This window comes from Chitinophaga sp. RAB17 (genome assembly GCF_052114225.1).
In the GTDB taxonomy this organism is placed as follows: domain Bacteria; phylum Bacteroidota; class Bacteroidia; order Chitinophagales; family Chitinophagaceae; genus Chitinophaga.
Window position 1 is genome coordinate 1 of record NZ_JBFREI010000023.1, and the last position, 16579, is coordinate 16579.

The 16579-nt window shown below is 49.1% G+C and carries 5 protein-coding genes; 4 read left to right on the forward strand and 1 reads right to left on the reverse strand.

What is annotated here, in order from left to right; translation table 11 throughout:
• Positions 1-35 precede the first annotated feature (35 nt).
• From AB4Z08_RS35320 to AB4Z08_RS35335, 4 genes are all read left to right on the forward strand, one after another.
• Positions 36-10775, forward strand: a complete 10740-nt coding sequence (locus AB4Z08_RS35320; protein ID WP_441578537.1) for an amino acid adenylation domain-containing protein — start codon at positions 36-38, stop codon at positions 10773-10775.
• A gap of 124 nt (positions 10776-10899) precedes the next feature.
• Complete coding sequence (locus AB4Z08_RS35325; protein WP_441578487.1) at positions 10900-11868, forward strand: pyridoxal-phosphate dependent enzyme; 969 nt, start codon at positions 10900-10902, stop codon at positions 11866-11868.
• A gap of 25 nt (positions 11869-11893) precedes the next feature.
• A complete protein-coding gene (locus AB4Z08_RS35330) occupies positions 11894-12862 on the forward strand; it encodes a 2,3-diaminopropionate biosynthesis protein SbnB (protein ID WP_441578488.1) in 969 nt (322 codons plus the stop codon).
• A 136-nt stretch (positions 12863-12998) separates the two neighbouring features.
• Positions 12999-14537: a S8 family peptidase gene (locus tag AB4Z08_RS35335; RefSeq protein WP_441578489.1), complete on the forward strand. Its 1539-nt coding sequence runs from the start codon at positions 12999-13001 to the stop codon at positions 14535-14537.
• Between the two features lie 148 nt (positions 14538-14685).
• On the opposite strand, the gene AB4Z08_RS35340 is transcribed toward AB4Z08_RS35335, so the two are convergent.
• Positions 14686-16257, reverse strand: coding sequence for a hypothetical protein (locus AB4Z08_RS35340; protein WP_441578490.1), 1572 nt, complete (start codon positions 16255-16257; stop codon positions 14686-14688).
• Positions 16258-16579 lie beyond the last annotated feature (322 nt).

Here is a 16579-nt window from a genome sequence, read left to right on the forward strand (position 1 = left end):
CCGCAGACTTTGACCGGGACCATATCCTGGAATACCTGCGCAGCCGCTTGCCGGAATACATGGTGCCGGCGGCATTGATCCCACTGGAACATTTCCCTTTATTACCCAATGGAAAGATCGACCGGAAAGGATTACCTGATCCGGAAATAATAGTCGCCACAGAAAAGGCCTTGCCTGTTACTGTGTTGGAAAAAACGCTGGCCGGTATCTGGTCCCACCTGCTGGAGATAGAAGACATCGGGTTGCACGATGACTTCTTTGCATTGGGAGGGCACTCTTTATTGGCTATCCGGGTGATCTCTGCAGTGAGGAAACAGATGGGATTGGAAGTAACTATCGGTGATGTTTTTGATTATCCTACGATCGCAGCGCTGTCCCGGCAACTGGAACAGCATACAGCGGCTGTCGGCACACCGCCGCTGGTAAAGGCAAACAGACCGTCACGCATTCCATTGTCGTATAGCCAGGAACGTTTGTGGTTCATTGATCAGCTGGAAGGCAGCCTGCACTACCACATTCCTACGGTATTACGACTGAAGGGCCGCCTGAATACAGCCGCACTTTCGTATGCATTGCAGACGATCGTGAACAGACACGAATCATTACGTACAGTGATTGTGGAGGAGGAGGGTGTATCCTACCAGCGTATTCTGGAGCAGGACAGCTGGCAGATGGACATTAGCGAACATCCCGGATACCTGCATGATGATATCGCTTTGCAACAACATATAGGAGCGCTGACCTCTGCACCATTTGATCTGACACAGGATCATATGCTGCGCGTACACTTACTGCGGCTGGCGGAAGACGATGCGGTACTGGTGGCAACACTTCACCACATTGCATCAGATGGCTGGTCCAGCGGTATACTGGTTCGCGAGCTGGCGGCACTGTACAAGGCCTTTGAAACAGGCAGCGAGGCTGCATTACCGGCCATGGGAATCCAATATGCAGACTATGCGGTCTGGCAGCGGAGTTACCTATCCGGAAAAGTGCTGGAAGATAAACTGGCTTACTGGAAAGAAAAACTGACTGGTGTGCCGGTGCTGAACTTACCGGTCGATTTTCCCCGTCCGGCCATACAAAGTACCCGCGGTGCTGTCAGTGTATTCCGACTCAACCCTGCTTTGTCTGCACCTCTGCAGGCTTTATCACAACAGCAGGGCAGTACCCTCTTCATGACATTACTGGCAGCCTTCAAGGTATTGTTGTACCGCTATACCGGTCAGGAAGATATTTGCGTGGGCAGCTCTATTGCCGGCAGAACACAACAGGAAACAGAAGGGCTAATCGGCTTCTTTGTAAATACACTGGCGCTGCGCAGTGATCTCAGCCAGTTGCCTTCCTTCATACAGGTATTGCAACAGGTGAGGAAAGATACTTTGAAAGCATATGAACACCAGGATGTGCCATTTGAAAAAGTAGTGGAAGCCGTGGTAAAAGAAAGAGATATCAGCAGAACACCGCTTTTCCAGGTAATGTTTGAACTGCAGAACACCCCGGATGTTCCTGATTTTCATCTGGGTGAAATTTTGCTGGATACCGCTGATGCCGGACATACCGCTGCCAAGTTTGACCTCAACATCTCACTGCAGGAAAGTGCTTCCGGATTGTCGGGATACGTGGAATACTGTGCAGATCTTTTTCATCCTGAAACCATTACTAGACTGGTCGAAAACTATGAACAGCTGTTATGGTCGGTGATCAAAGATCCTGCTGAATCCATACGCACGCTGTCTCTATTGACAACATCCGCACAACAGCAGTTGTTACAGTCATTCAATGAAACAACCGTTGTCTATCCGGCAGATAAAACACTGGTAGCGTTATTTGAAGAGCAGGTGATCCGTACTCCGCATCACACGGCACTGAAGTTTGGCGAAAGGACGATGACTTATGCTGCGCTGTCAGCCGAAACTACACAGCTGGCGCATTACCTGCGCAGCAAAGGGGTCGGGGAAGATATGCTGGTGCCTGTGTGTATAGAACGTTCGCCGGAGATGGTGATCGCCATACTTGGTATCCTGAAGGCCGGTGCTGCCTACGTGCCCATTGATCCGGAATACCCCGCTGAACGTATACAGTATTTGCTGGAAGATTGCAACGCCACCCTGGTGGTTGGCAGCAATTATACACGGACACGTATACCTGAAGGGAGCCCGGTGATAGCACTGGATACAGCATGGCAACCTGCCGGCAGCATCCCGGCCGAGGCTTTACCCTTGCCGGCGCCACATCACCTGTCGTACGTGATCTATACTTCCGGTTCTACCGGCAAACCCAAAGGGGTAATGGTAGAACACCGTGGTATGCTCAACCACCTGTACGCCAAGATCAATGACCTCAAAATGAATGAGCACACTATACTGGCCTTCACTGCTGCCTATACCTTCGATATATCGGTATGGCAGATGTTTGCGGCCCTCTTGTGCGGTGGCAGTACCATCATCTATCCTGATGAAATATTACTGGAACCGGGAGCCCTGATCTCCGCTGTGGAACAGGACCAGGTGAGCATACTTGAACTGGTGCCTTCCTACCTGTCTGCCTTATTACAGGAGCACACGGAAGTAACACTGGACGCCCTGCAGTTCCTGCTGGTAACGGGAGAAGCGGTTACCCGTCAGGTACTGAAACTATGGTTTGAACATCCACGTTTTGGTGGCATCCCTGTGGTGAATGCTTATGGCCCCACTGAAGCATCGGATGATATCTGCCATTACTTTATGTATAACGTTCCCGGCACTACGAATATCCCACTGGGTACGCCGATACAAAACCTACGTATTTATATACTGGATACAGCAGGACAGCTTTGTCCCATTGGTGTCCCCGGTGAAATATGTGTAGCTGGTGTTGGTGTGGCACGAGGTTATCTCAACCGCCCGGACCTCACCGCGAGCCGGTTTGTAGCTGATCCGTTCAGCAGCACAGCCGACAGGATGTATCGTACAGGTGACCTGGGCAGATGGTTACCGGATGGGAATGTGCTGTATGAAGGCAGGATAGATGAACAGGTAAAGATCCGCGGTTACCGTATAGAACCAGGTGAAATAGAAAGTGTACTGGAACAGCATGACAGCGTAAGTCAGGCAGTTGTGCTGGCGAAAACCATAAAGGACGATGCCGCCGGTATCCGGAGGCTGATAGCATACATAGTGCCGCAGGGGACTTTTGATAAAGAAGAAGTCATCACCTGGCTGAAAAGCAGGCTGCCGGAGTATATGGTGCCAGCCATATTTGTGGTACTGGAACAATTACCGCTGACAGGCAATGGTAAGATCGACCGCAAAGCGCTACCCGATCCTGATGCTGCATTGCTGGTGAGTGAATACGTAGCGCCGCGCAATACTACGGAAGCAGCGCTGGTGTATATCTGGCAGGAACTATTGGGTATACAACGGATAGGGATATACGATAATTTCTTTGAGCTGGGTGGCCACTCTTTATTGGTGATGCGCCTGGTGGCAGCAGTCCGCAAAAAACTGGAAGTGGCACTGCCGGTAAAAGCCATCTTTGCCCACCCGGTAATTGCTTCTCTGGCTACTCATATCCAGGAAGGCAAACAAACAGATATGTTGTTGCCGGGTATAGAAAAACAGGAACGTCCGGCGCGCATTCCGCTTTCATTTAACCAGGAACGCCTGTGGTTTGTAGATCAGCTGGAAGGCAGTTTGCATTATCACATCCCGGTGGTATTAAGACTGGAAGGTTCCCTGGATGCCGCTGTGATGGAGACTTCATTGCGCAACATTATAAACCGGCATGAAGTGTTACGTACCGTGATAGAACAGGAAGAAGGAAAGCCCTATCAGCGCATCCTGCCGGAAGATAGTTTTGTATTAACACAGATCGATGAACCGGTATACCGTGAAGATGAAGTAGCCCTGCACAAGCTGATTGCTGCCTTGGTGGCTTTACCATTTAATCTTGCAGCAGACCACAAGTTACGCGGGCATCTCATTATACTATCACCGGCAACACATGTGCTGGTGCTGACTACGCATCATATTGCCTCTGATGGATTATCCACCGGTATTATGGCGCGGGAGTTTGTAGAAGGATATAATGCAGCCATCGCCGGCAGTCATTATCAACCGGCTCCACTGTTATTGCAATATGCTGATTTTGCCATCTGGCAGCGTGCCTGGTTATCGGGTGATACGCTCGACAACAAGCTGGCGTACTGGAAACAGCAGCTTGCCGATGTGCAGCCGTTGAACCTGCCAACAGACTTTAAACAACCTGCTGTGTCAAGTATGCGTGGCGGTCGTGTGAACACTGATATGGATGCAGGTGTGTTGTATGCCTTGCAGCAACTGAGCCGGCAACAGGAGGTTACCTTGTACATGACATTGCTGGCTGCCTACAAGGTGTTGTTGTACCGCTATAGCGGACAAACAGACATCGTGGTCGGTTCATCTTCCGCAGGCCGTCAGCAACCTGAGATAGAAGGGCTGATCGGGTTCTTTGTGAATATGCTCACCCTGCGCACAGATATGGGCAATAACCCCACCTTTATCAGCTTGTTGCAACAAGTCAAACAAACTACCCTGGATGCTTTTGAACACCAGGATGTACCATTTGAAAAAATCGTGGAGGCCGTGATGAAAGATCGTGACAACAGCAGGCGTCCTCTTTTCCAGGTGATGTTTGTGATGCCGGAAAAAGCGGGCAACAGCTCCTTCGACCTGGAGGGGATTACCATCTCCACCGAGCCGGTTCATCATACTACGGCCAGATTCAACCTGATGTTTTCTGTGCAGGAAACATCCAATGGCCTGAATATAGAAGCAGAATACAGCAAGGACCTTTTCCGGGAAGATACGGTAATACGTATGATGGCGCACTTCAAACAGTTGCTGACGGCTATTGCTGCAGCACCTGATACACAGATAGATGTATTGCCATTGTATGATGAAAATGAATACAAGCAGCTGCAGGTATATGGAAAAGCATCGGTGCCTTACAACCGTGACATAACTTTTATAGATCAGTTTGTTGCACAGGCTGCCCGTAATCCGGAAGCTGTTGCACTGGCATTTGAAGGGCGACAGCTGACTTACCGGGAGCTCGATGAACAGTCGGCCTGCCTGGCTAATTATCTGTGCCGTAAAGGCGTTGTTACGGGCACATTAGTGCCGCTGTGTATTCCCCGTTCACCGGAGATGATCATTGGTATGCTGGGCATTTTAAAAGCCGGTGGCGCCTATGTTCCGCTGGAACCTGATTTCCCTGCAGAGCGGATCAGATATATGCTGGAAGATACAGCTGCTACCCTGATCGTAAGTAATAGCGCCGGCAGCAGTACACTGGAGGATGTTACCACTGCCACTATCATCTCGCTGGATGATGATGCTACGGCTATTGCTGCTGCGGGCAGTATTGTGCCGGGCATATTCCATACACCATCGTCGCTGGCATACGTAATCTATACATCAGGTAGTACCGGCACTCCCAAGGGAGTGATGATCACCCACCAAAACCTGGCAGATTATATTGTCGGTTTGCAGGCACACCTGCCGCTTGACCGCTGCCGTTCTTTCGGTTTGCTGTCCAGCATTGCTACTGACCTGGGTAACACGGTGTTGTTCCCTGCACTGGCAGGTGGTGGCGAGTTACACCTGTTCTCCAAAACAGCCATCAATGACGCCGCTGCCATGCTTGATTATTTCGGCTGGCATCGCATCGATTGTATAAAAATAGTCGCCTCGCACTGGAAAGCATTGTCAGACCAGGATCAACTGTTGTTACCGGAAAAACTGCTCATCTTTGGCGGGGAAGCGCTGGAAGCGGCTGTCATAGAAAATATCCGTGCTGCAAATGCACGCTGTACGGTGGTGAACCACTATGGCCCAACGGAAACGACTATAGGAAAATTACTCCACGTAGTCAATACACAGCATATTTATCAGGACGTGATTCCTATCGGTAAAGCCTTCTCCAATACACAGGTATACGTGGTAAGCCAGGCCGGACAGCTTTGTCCTGCGGGCATTCCGGGAGAACTGTACATTGGTGGTGAAGGTGTGGCTGCCGGCTATCTCCATAACCCGGAGCTTACGAAGGAACGTTTTATTGATAATTTCTTCGCGCCGCAGGCGCCGGGAAAACTATACCGTACCGGAGACCTGGTTAAATATCTGCCTGATGGTAACATAGTATTCCTCGGCCGTGTGGATGACCAGGTAAAGATCCGTGGATATCGTATAGAGCCGGGAGAGATCAGTCGTGTACTGGAACAGGCACCGGGAGTAGGCCAGGGCGTTGTAATAGCAAGGGAAGATCATAGCGGCGGTAAACGTCTGATCGGTTATGTGATTCCACATGATACATTCGACAAAACCGCAATACTGGCATACCTGAAAGAACAATTGCCGGAATACATGGTACCTGTTGCCATCCTTGAAATGGAACAGTTCCCGATGCTGCCCAATGGTAAGATCAACCGCAAAGCACTGCCAGACCCGGATCATGCAGATACGGTTACCACCGGTTATACCGCACCGGTAAACCCCACGCAGGAAAAGCTATCGGCCATCTGGGCGGCCTTGCTGGAAGTAGACCAGGTAGGCATACACGATGATTTCTTTGCACTCGGAGGCCATTCCCTGCTGGCCATACGTGTGATCTCCGCTATCAGGAAACAACTGGGTGCGGAGGTGGCCATCGGGGATATCTTTGATTATCCAACGGTAGCTGCTCTGTCAACATTACTGGAGAACCGCTTTGTACCTGCTGCGGCACCTGCACTGATTCGCCGGGAAAGACCAGCACACATCCCTCTTTCGTATAGCCAGGAACGTTTGTGGTTTATTGATCAGCTGGAAGGCAGTGTACACTATCACCTGCCAACGGTGTTAAGATTGAAGGGGCAGTTGGATCGTGCCGCCCTGTCGCATGCCTGGACAACAATCGTAAACCGCCACGAAATACTCCGCACCGTTATTGCTGAGGAAGAAGGAGTGGCGAGCCAGGTGGTGAAGGCGCCGGATCAGTGGCAGTTTCATGTGGTGACGAACCACACGCTGCAGCATGATTCCGCTGTACTGCAACAATATATTCAATCGTTGATAGATACACCATTTAACCTCCGGCAGGATGATGTACTGCGTGTATACCTGATAGAGATAGGTGCGGATAATCATATACTGGTGGTGGTACTGCACCATATTGCTTCTGATGGCTGGTCTACCGGTATTATAGTAAAGGAACTCGTTGAGTTGTACGGCGCCTATACAACTGGCCGTAGTGCCCAGCTGCCCGTAATGGATATACAATATGCTGATTACGCTGTATGGCAACGTCAGCACCTGTCCGGTGAAGTATTGGAAGAAAAACTGGCTTACTGGAAAAAGAAACTGGCGGATACAGCGCCACTGGAACTGCCCACAGACTATACACGGCCAGCCATACAAAGTACCCGCGGCGCTATCAGCAGGTTCCAACTGGGGCCTCAGCTGCATGCCGACATACAACAGCTGTGCAAACAGGAAGGTACCACCCTGTTCATGACGTTGCTGGCAGCATTTAATGTGTTGCTGCACCGTTACAGTGGCCAGGATGATATCTGTGTAGGTACACCTGTTGCCGGCAGAACACAGCAGGAAATGGAAAACCTGATCGGCTTTTTTATCAATACCCTGGCGCTCCGCAATGACCTTAGCAACAATCCGTCGTTCACATCCTTGTTACAGCAGGTAAAACAAACTACGCTCGAGGCCTATGAACATCAGGACCTGCCATTCGAAAAGATCGTGGAAACCGTGGTGAAACAGCGTGATATGAGCCGCAGCCCACTGTTCCAGGTTTCGTTTGTATTGCAGAACACACCGGATGTTCCTGATCTCGGATTGGGTAACCTGGAACTGCTGGAAGAGAAAACAGCACATACCACCGCCAAATGGGATCTCATCTTTACCCTGGAAGAAACCACACGTGGCCTGCGTGGTAGCGTGGAATACGCGGTCGACCTTTTCAGGGAGGAAACGGTGTTACAGCTGATCCGTCATTTTGAACAACTGCTGCAGGCGATCGTAAAAGCGCCTTCCACCGGAATAGATCATCTCTCTTTCCTGCAACCGGAAGAATTACAGCAGCTGTTGTATACTTTCAACGATAATGCTACCGACTACCCACGCCATAAAACGGTGGCAGCCCTCTTTGAAGAGCAGGCAGCACTTACACCGTCAGCTATTGCACTTACCTGCAACGGCCGCTCATATACCTATGCTGCTCTCGATGAACGAGCCGACAAGCTGGCACACTTTCTCCGCAGCAAGGGAGTAGATACGGGCGTATTGGTGCCGCTCTGTGCAGAACGCTCAACAGAACTGATTGTGGGCATCCTTGGTATCCTGAAGGCGGGTGGGGCATACGTTCCTATCGATGCTGCCTACCCGGCCGAGAGGATCAGGTATATGCTGGTAGACATCAGCGCCACCCTGCTGGTAACCACATCCACTTCCATGCAACAGCTGGCAGCGGAATGGTACGACAGAGATCTTATACTGCTCGACGCCCTCGGTGAACTGTTTGCCGCTCCTCACCACGGTCGTGTACCAACAACGGCAATTGCCGCCGACCTGGCCTATGTAATGTATACTTCCGGTTCTACCGGCACTCCCAAAGGAGTAATGGTCACACATGAAAATGTGGTGAGCCTGGTAAAAGAAGTAACCTACGTGTCCTTCAGTGCAGCTGATGTGATCCTGTCCACCGGTTCTCCTTCTTTTGATGCCACCACCTTTGAATACTGGGGTGTATTGCTTAATGGTGGCAGGCTGGTACTCTGTGATGAACAAACACTGCTGGACAGCACCTTGTTGAAGCAAGCCATCCGTGATCAGGGCGTTACAAAAATGTGGTTCACTGCCGGTTGGTTGAATCAGCTGGTAGATACTGATATCACTGTGTTTGAAGGACTGACCACTATCCTCGCCGGCGGCGAGAAACTGTCTGAAGAACACATCACAAAAATCAGACTTGCCTGGCCGTCAATAGAAGTGATTAACGGTTACGGACCTACGGAGAATACTACTTTCTCTCTAACCTATACCATCCCGGCAACAAACAATCATACTTCTACGCCTATAGGGCAACCGCTTAACAACCGGCAGGCCTATGTGCTGGATGCACACCTGCAACCTGTACCGGTTGGGGTGAGAGGAGAGCTGTTTCTCAGTGGCAGCGGACTCTCCAACGGATACCTCCATCAGCCTGCGCTTACTGCAGAGAAGTTTATACCGCATCCATTTGCAACTGTTCCGGAGGCCCGCTTATACCGCACCGGTGATATCGGACGCTGGCTGCCAGATGGCACTATCGAATACCTTGGCCGTATAGATGACCAGGTAAAGATCCGCGGTTTCCGCATTGAACCTGGTGAAATAGAACATATCCTGCAACAATGCCCGCTGGTAACACAAGCCGTAGTATTGGTCAGAACAGAAGCCACTGGTAAAAGACTGGCCGCCTATATTGTACCGGCCGGCCACTTTGACTGGGAAAACATACTGGCATACCTGAAAAATAAATTGCCTGATTACATGATACCGGGTATCCTGGTAGAGATAGACAAACTACCCGTAAATGCCAATGGCAAGACAGACCGGAAGGCTTTGTTGAAAATGGACACCGGCAGTCAGGCTGTTGCCACATATGTAGCTCCACGCACAAAAATCGAAACCGCGTTAGCAGCCATCTGGGAAATGCTGTTGGAAATACCACGGGTAGGGATATACGATAACTTCTTTGAGCTGGGAGGACACTCCCTGCTGACTATCCGTCTCACGGCATTCATCAGGAAAGAGTTTGGATTGGAAATACTGATCCGGGAATTATACAGTTATCCGACTATTGCGGCCCTCGCCTTGAGACTGGAGCAGCAGCAGGAAGAAGCAGGACTGGGGAAATTCGGGGAAGGGCGCTTGTTGCTGCAGGAAGCGTTGCCGGACAATGGGCACATTGTACGGTTGAACAAGACAGCGGCGGCGCCGCCACTGTTCTTCCTGCCAGGAGCGGGAGGGCTTTGTGATGCCTACATGGAACTGGGTAGGGCATTTAACGGGGCATATTCATTTTACAGTTTCCAGATGCAAGGTGTATTTGAGGGAGAACATGCATTGGATAACATGGAGGTAATGGCTGCCTTGTGCATCACCTGGATGAAACAGATCCAGCCGGCAGGGCCTTATCGCCTCGGTGGACACTCCTTTGGAGCACGCCTCGCCTTCGAGATGACCAAACAACTGGAAGCCGCCGGAGAAACGGTGGAAGCGGTATTCATCCTTGACATGCAGGCCGTATCACAGCCACACCCAATGGACCTGGAGTATATCAACAACAGCATGTTCACCTTCTTTGAACAGTATCACCTGATTTCACAGCCTTATCCCGCATGGACAGCAACCCTGAAAGCCAATATCGCCAAGCTGCCTTTTGATGGTATTGTACCATATATCACGGCTTTTGTACAGGAACAAATCGGTGGAAAGAAAAAACAGACCGCGTTTGTACTGAGGATGCTCGCACTCTCCTGGTACGACCTGGTGGCACATAACAAGTACAAGGTGGCTGGTGTCGTACAGGCGCCACTGATAGTACTGAAGGCACAGGACAACCCTTCCGTAAAACCCGACCTATACATGGGATGGCGTGACCACGGTGTTACCGTGCAAACCGTTATGGTGCCGGGAGACCACCTTTCCATGGTAGATGGCGATAACGCTACGGTAATGGCTGACAAGGTTATAAAAATATTACAAGAGAAATGATACCCTAACGATAGAACAGGCTCCGTTGCATAATTCCCGAAGCCGGCAACGGAGCCAGGATTTCACACGACTAACCCGGACCACTCAAACACACTTACAATCTTCATTTTTAAAAACATTCATTATGTTAAAAGAGCTTGAAAAGTTATCCGCTTTTATTGGCAACACCCCGCTGATGCAGTTGAAAAACCATGATACCCATTTATTTGCCAAACTGGAGTACAACAATTTTTCCGGCAGCTCAAAAGACCGTGCCGGTTTCAGTATCATTTATAACGGCGTGAAATCCGGCCGTATCAATGAGAACACCACTATCATTGCGTCCAGTTCCGGTAACCTGGCCATAGCAGTGGCTTCTATCTGTAAAAGACTCGGCCTGAAGTTTATCCCCGTGATAGACCCCAATATCAACGGTGCCTACGAGCAACTGCTAAACCTGTTGTCTTACAGGGTGGTAAAGGTGACCGACCGTGATGAAACCGGAGGGTATCTGCTGACCCGTATTGATACGGTTAATAACATGCATGCTACCATTGAAAATTCATTTATCGCTGACCAGTATGGTGACCCTAATAATTACAAGGGCTATTATGGTTTAACAGAAGAGATCCTGCATTCTTTTGAACGGCTCGATTATATTTTTGTGGCTGTGAGTTCCAGTGGGGCTATCACCGGCATCTCCAAAAGTATTAAGGAAAAACGTCCGGATGTAAAGATTGTTGGAGTAGATGTGGAAGGTTCTGTAATCTTTAATGCACCACCTGTAAAACGATATATTTCCGGTATTGGCGCCAGCCAGGTACCGCCGATTATAAAAAATGCCGTGATAGATGATGTAGTGATTGTATCACAAACAGATATCATCAAAGGCTGCTTTGATCTGCTCAATGAGCAAGTGATTTTTGCAGGCGCTTCTTCCGGTGCAGTTTATCTTGCTGCTAAAAATTATTTCAAAGACAACCCGCACAAGGATACTCCGGTTTCGCTGATGATCTTTCCGGACAAGGGCTTCACCTACCTGGACAACATCTACAACAAGGAATGGGGCGAACAACTGGCAGCCAAGCTTCAATCTGTACCTGTAGCAAATTAAAATTACCACCCTTAAATAGTAACGTATGTTATATCTCAATGCAGAGAATATCCAGGACATCGGAATTGACTGGAAAGAATTGACCGGCGTCATCAGAGCGGCAACAGATGCACTCCATGAAAATGATTATTCTCAACCCATTAAACCTTACTTAAGGTATGGAGATCCCAAAAACAGGATCATTGCCATGCCTGCCTATGTAGGCGGAGGCTCCCCACTTGCCGGAATAAAATGGATTGCCAGCTTCCCTGATAATATCCATAAGAACAAGCTGCGCGCAAATTCTGTCACCATTCTCAATGAGCATGATTCAGGTGTGCCTATTTGCGTAATCAACACATCCATGATCAGTGCTGTTCGTACAGCTGCAGTATCCGGTGTGCTGGTGGAAAAATATCTGGCACTGAAGAAAGCGGATGAGCGCTTTACGGTAGGCATTATCGGTTTTGGACCTATCGGCAGAATGCACCTCAGCATGGTCAGTGCTCTTTTGGGTAACCGCCTGGAAAAAGTGCTGCTCTATGATGTGAAAGGAGTGGACCTCAGCGCAGTCGATGCTTCGCTGCGGGAAAAAGTAACAATAGGTGACTCGTGGGAAGCCTGTTACACTGATGCGGATATTTTCATCACCTGCACAGTATCTACCAGTCCGTATGTGGATAAGGCGCCGTTAAAGGGTTCTCTGCAACTGAATGTGTCGCTGCGCGACTATAAGGTAGAGATGGTATCTCATATGGATGTGGTAATTGTAGATGACTGGGAAGAAGTATGCCGTCAGAATACAGACATTGAAAATATGCATAAGGTAATGGGGCTTGAAAAACAAGACACGCTTTCTATTGCTGATATCGTTTGTAAGGATGCGCTCAGCGGTAAGGATGATGCCGTAATTATGTTCAATCCTATGGGTATGGCCATCTTTGATATTGCCGTAGGCGGATATTACTATCAACAGGCCATCCGTAAAAATATAGGGGCAGTAATGCCTGATTAATTAGCTGACCGGCACAGGAAACTGGTGCCGGTTTTTCCTTTCTCCCTGTACTCCACCTTAAGCTGTCTGACGGGATTCTACCCCACACTTTGTTACCATATTCATTTCAATTTCCAATAACCTCTAAACTTTACACATGAAAAATTTGAATCTATTTATTGCGTTTATCCTGTTAGCCACTATTGTATCCTGCCAGAAGGGAGAAAACAGGCTGAACGCCTCCGGCCCTGTTGTTCAAAATCCTGAAAGTGTTGTTCCAAAAACCAAGATCAATGCCTTTATTTACGATCAGTTGGCGAAAACGCAACATTTTGAATGGAAAGCCGCCAACGACAGTCTCTTATGGAGTGCACTGGTACAGGGAGACAGCGTACTGGCTGTTGGGTACCAGCCTGCCGGCTTTACCAACCTCGCCGATAAGATGCATACGGTGAATGTAGCTGACGAAAGCTGGAAATCTGCCAGGAACCAGTTGATGGACCTGGTACTGAGAAATGAAAGGAAAACCGGCAAGACAGATAAGGATTTGCTGGTATTCAAGGAAAACCGCCTGCCTTACTTTACTGTTAAGGTGAGTAACATTGCTACCATCAAGGCACTGAGGGCTTCCAACCTGGTACGTTATACAGAACCTATTGGTTACGGCAAATTTATGAATCAAGGTGCGACCAAATCAGGTCTTGGCACAGAATCAAGTGTGCTCACTTTTGGTTGCGGTACCAACATACCCACTCCGGGTCTCGTGGCTGGTGTGGATTATACCAATATCACTCCTGGTGCAAAACAATCGTGGAACTACACATATCATAAGATACCTCAGGCATGGGCCAGGTCTACTGGTCAGGGTGTAAAGGTAATGATCATCGATACCGGCGTTAGCGCTGACCAGGATAACCTGGGTGCTAACTTCAATCAGGGCGCTTCCACCGGAAGGTCTATTGAAAAACTGGTCACTTTCCCTGGTGGCACACCGGCAGACCTTTGTGGTCATGGTACCGCCATGTCCGGTGCACTGGCTGGTCCTAGAGGCACCGATGGCGCTTCTGCCGGTATTGCCTACAACAGCAACCTGATTGTAGTACATGCTGCCGAAAACGTGGTGATCCTCTCTTCCGAGTCTGTACAGGGCGTGGCCGATGCATATGTACTTGGCGGCGATCGTGCAGACGTAAAGATCATCAGCATGAGTATGGGCAGTATCATTGCTTTTAATCCAATCAATGATGCTATCATCTACGCTTATAACAAAGGTAAACTGATGTTCTGTGCCGCAGGTACTTCCAACAGCAGCATTCCTAACTGGATCGGTGTGATTTATCCGGCAGACAGGCCGCAGGTAGTGGCTGTAACCGGTATTAAGGACAATCTCACAGAACGTTGTGTGGATTGCCACGTAGGCCGTGAAGTAGCTTTCACCATTGTAATGGAAAAGACTTCCACCGCTACGACTGCGCTTTCTCTTGCTATGACAGGTGATGCACCTTCAACAGTAGGAGGTTCTTCAGTAGCTACTGCCAGTTGTTCTGCCATTGCTGCCCTGGTATGGAGCAAATATCCCACCTATCCAAAAGATAGTATTATCGCCAGGATGAAAAGAGCTTCCAGTTTAGCCAACAACAAAAGCACTACATTTGGCTGGGGTATTCCAGATGCTGATGTTGCTGTAGGACAATAAAAATATTTTGAATAATTGAAATGAATGGAAAAAGATGACGGCGAAGATGATATGCATTACTGCAGTATCGTCTTCGCCGTCATCTTTTATACGGCTGTGAGGGCAGCCGTTCCGGTGTGACCGGCAATTACATCTCTGCGTTTTCCATTTATAAAAATAAATCCAACTCTATTTCCGCGAAGTTTACGGGTTTATCTTTTAGGGAAAGGATGGAGCCGGCACGTACTTTCAGCGGCAGGAGATACATAGCGGGTATACGCAGCCAGCCGGGCATGCTATAGTAGTTGATGTTGAAAAGGGAGCCCAGGTGAATACCTACGGAAGGTATAAATACGAGGTCTGGTTTACGGTGCTGGAAGCGGACACCTGTTTCCAGGTAGGTGTACATGCCAAGGAATCTTTTTTCACTCAGCCAATAATCGAAGTTGCTCCTGATGCCGGCAGCGACCTGGTAACTTTTTTCTTTTTCGGGGTCATTGTTGTACTTCATATAATCATACGAAGCCGTATAGCCGTGCCAGTAATCAAGCATTCCTTTTTTACCGCCCCGGGAATTGTACTTATATCGTTTGCTGAAGTTGAAGGCATTGACTCTTATTTCAAAACCACGGAAGGATTCAGTGTTGGTGACTTCATTTTGTGTACCGATCACGATAGAATTGCCGACCCTGCTCCGGATGAAATTGCGGTAGTAAAGCAACTGGTTAGCCTTCCTGATGGGTACCGTTATCGTAACACCTTTTGCCATGAGTCCGTCCAGTTTGGAATTATACGGTATGGGCACATAAGAAAGGGCTGGGATGTTACGGATGAGATACATGGCCTGGTCCGATTTATTCTGTGGTATACGGTCCAGGAAGCCCACGTAGCGGGTGTTGCCGGCGGCTTCACTAAATGCCGTAAAAAGATCTTGTATGGAAAGGGTTACTGCAGCGATGGCCCTTTCTCCTGCGGTTGTATTTTCATCAAACTTTCCGTCGCCATAAGTATACCATATTTCTCCTTTCCTGTTTACAACACTGGTTCCATTTTCACAATAAAAATCATGTAATGCTTTGTTGTTGGTAAAAGATTCCGCAATGGTACGGTTCACAATAAGGTGACCGGCGGAGAAGGCATCTTCCAGGAAGTGATCGGCAAAGGCATTGATGAAGATGGCGCTCTGCAGCAGGGCATGTGCATCGGCATCATCCTGGCGGGCTTTCCTGCCGCTCATCTCAGCAAGTGTAAGGGCTACCAGGTGAAGGCTTACATACATCCGGATGGCATTGGTATGCCCCAGGCTTTTCGTTAAGGCGGCGAGGTTAGACCAGGTGGTGGCTTCCCGTATCTTATCGGCGTCAAAGTTTTTCAGATGGTCGGGAAACGTTTTACCGTAGGCATAAAAATGCGACAGGTTGCCGGTGGCGGCCAGGGCATAGTTAAGGTCTAATGATACCAGCTCTCCGTCGGGAGCGGCTTTCATGCCCTTGTCCAGGTATTTTTGATGCAGGGCGATGATCTTCTGGATGATGGATCCGGAATCCCTTAGTTGCGCTTCCAGTAAAACGGGGTCGCTCTGGTGATCACCGGCAAGACCATTGATGGTGCCATAGGTAACCGCAGAGGCGCCCGATACAGAAAGGCCGGTCAGATTGTAATAGTTGCCCTGCAGGCTGGTCAGGTTTTCCAGGTATTGCAACAGCTTTGCGCTGCCGGGTTCGTTTTTTATGGATTGCATTATCCTGTAAAAGGCTTTGTCTCCAATGAGCTTATGCTCTCCATACACATATCCTGATGCTGTATTAGACAGCAGACATAGACAGACGGTTAAGGCCGTCATGCAAAGTGCCGCAACAACAGGTCTGACACGGCATAATACACGTTTCCACAAACCGGTGATGGTAATAGCTGATGAGGGTAAATTGTTTTTTGCTTGCTTCGGATAGTTTTGCATAACGGAACAAATGGGGCTTATACTCAAAAATAGGCGATACTGATTGTCGGGCAACGGCATTGGATAATATCCGTATCCACCTTCAGCTCAGCGCTATTCCTGCTGT

Excerpts from the sequence above, each read along its gene's own strand:
- AB4Z08_RS35325 (WP_441578487.1), top strand. The coding sequence starts at position 10,900 with ATGTTAAAAGAGCTTGAAAAGTTATCCGCTTTTATTGGCAACACCCCG.
- AB4Z08_RS35330 (WP_441578488.1), top strand. The coding sequence starts at position 11,894 with ATGTTATATCTCAATGCAGAGAATATCCAGGACATCGGAATTGACTGG.
- AB4Z08_RS35335 (WP_441578489.1), top strand. The coding sequence starts at position 12,999 with ATGAAAAATTTGAATCTATTTATTGCGTTTATCCTGTTAGCCACTATT.
- AB4Z08_RS35340 (WP_441578490.1), bottom strand. The coding sequence starts at position 16,257 with ATGCAATCCATAAAAAACGAACCCGGCAGCGCAAAGCTGTTGCAATAC.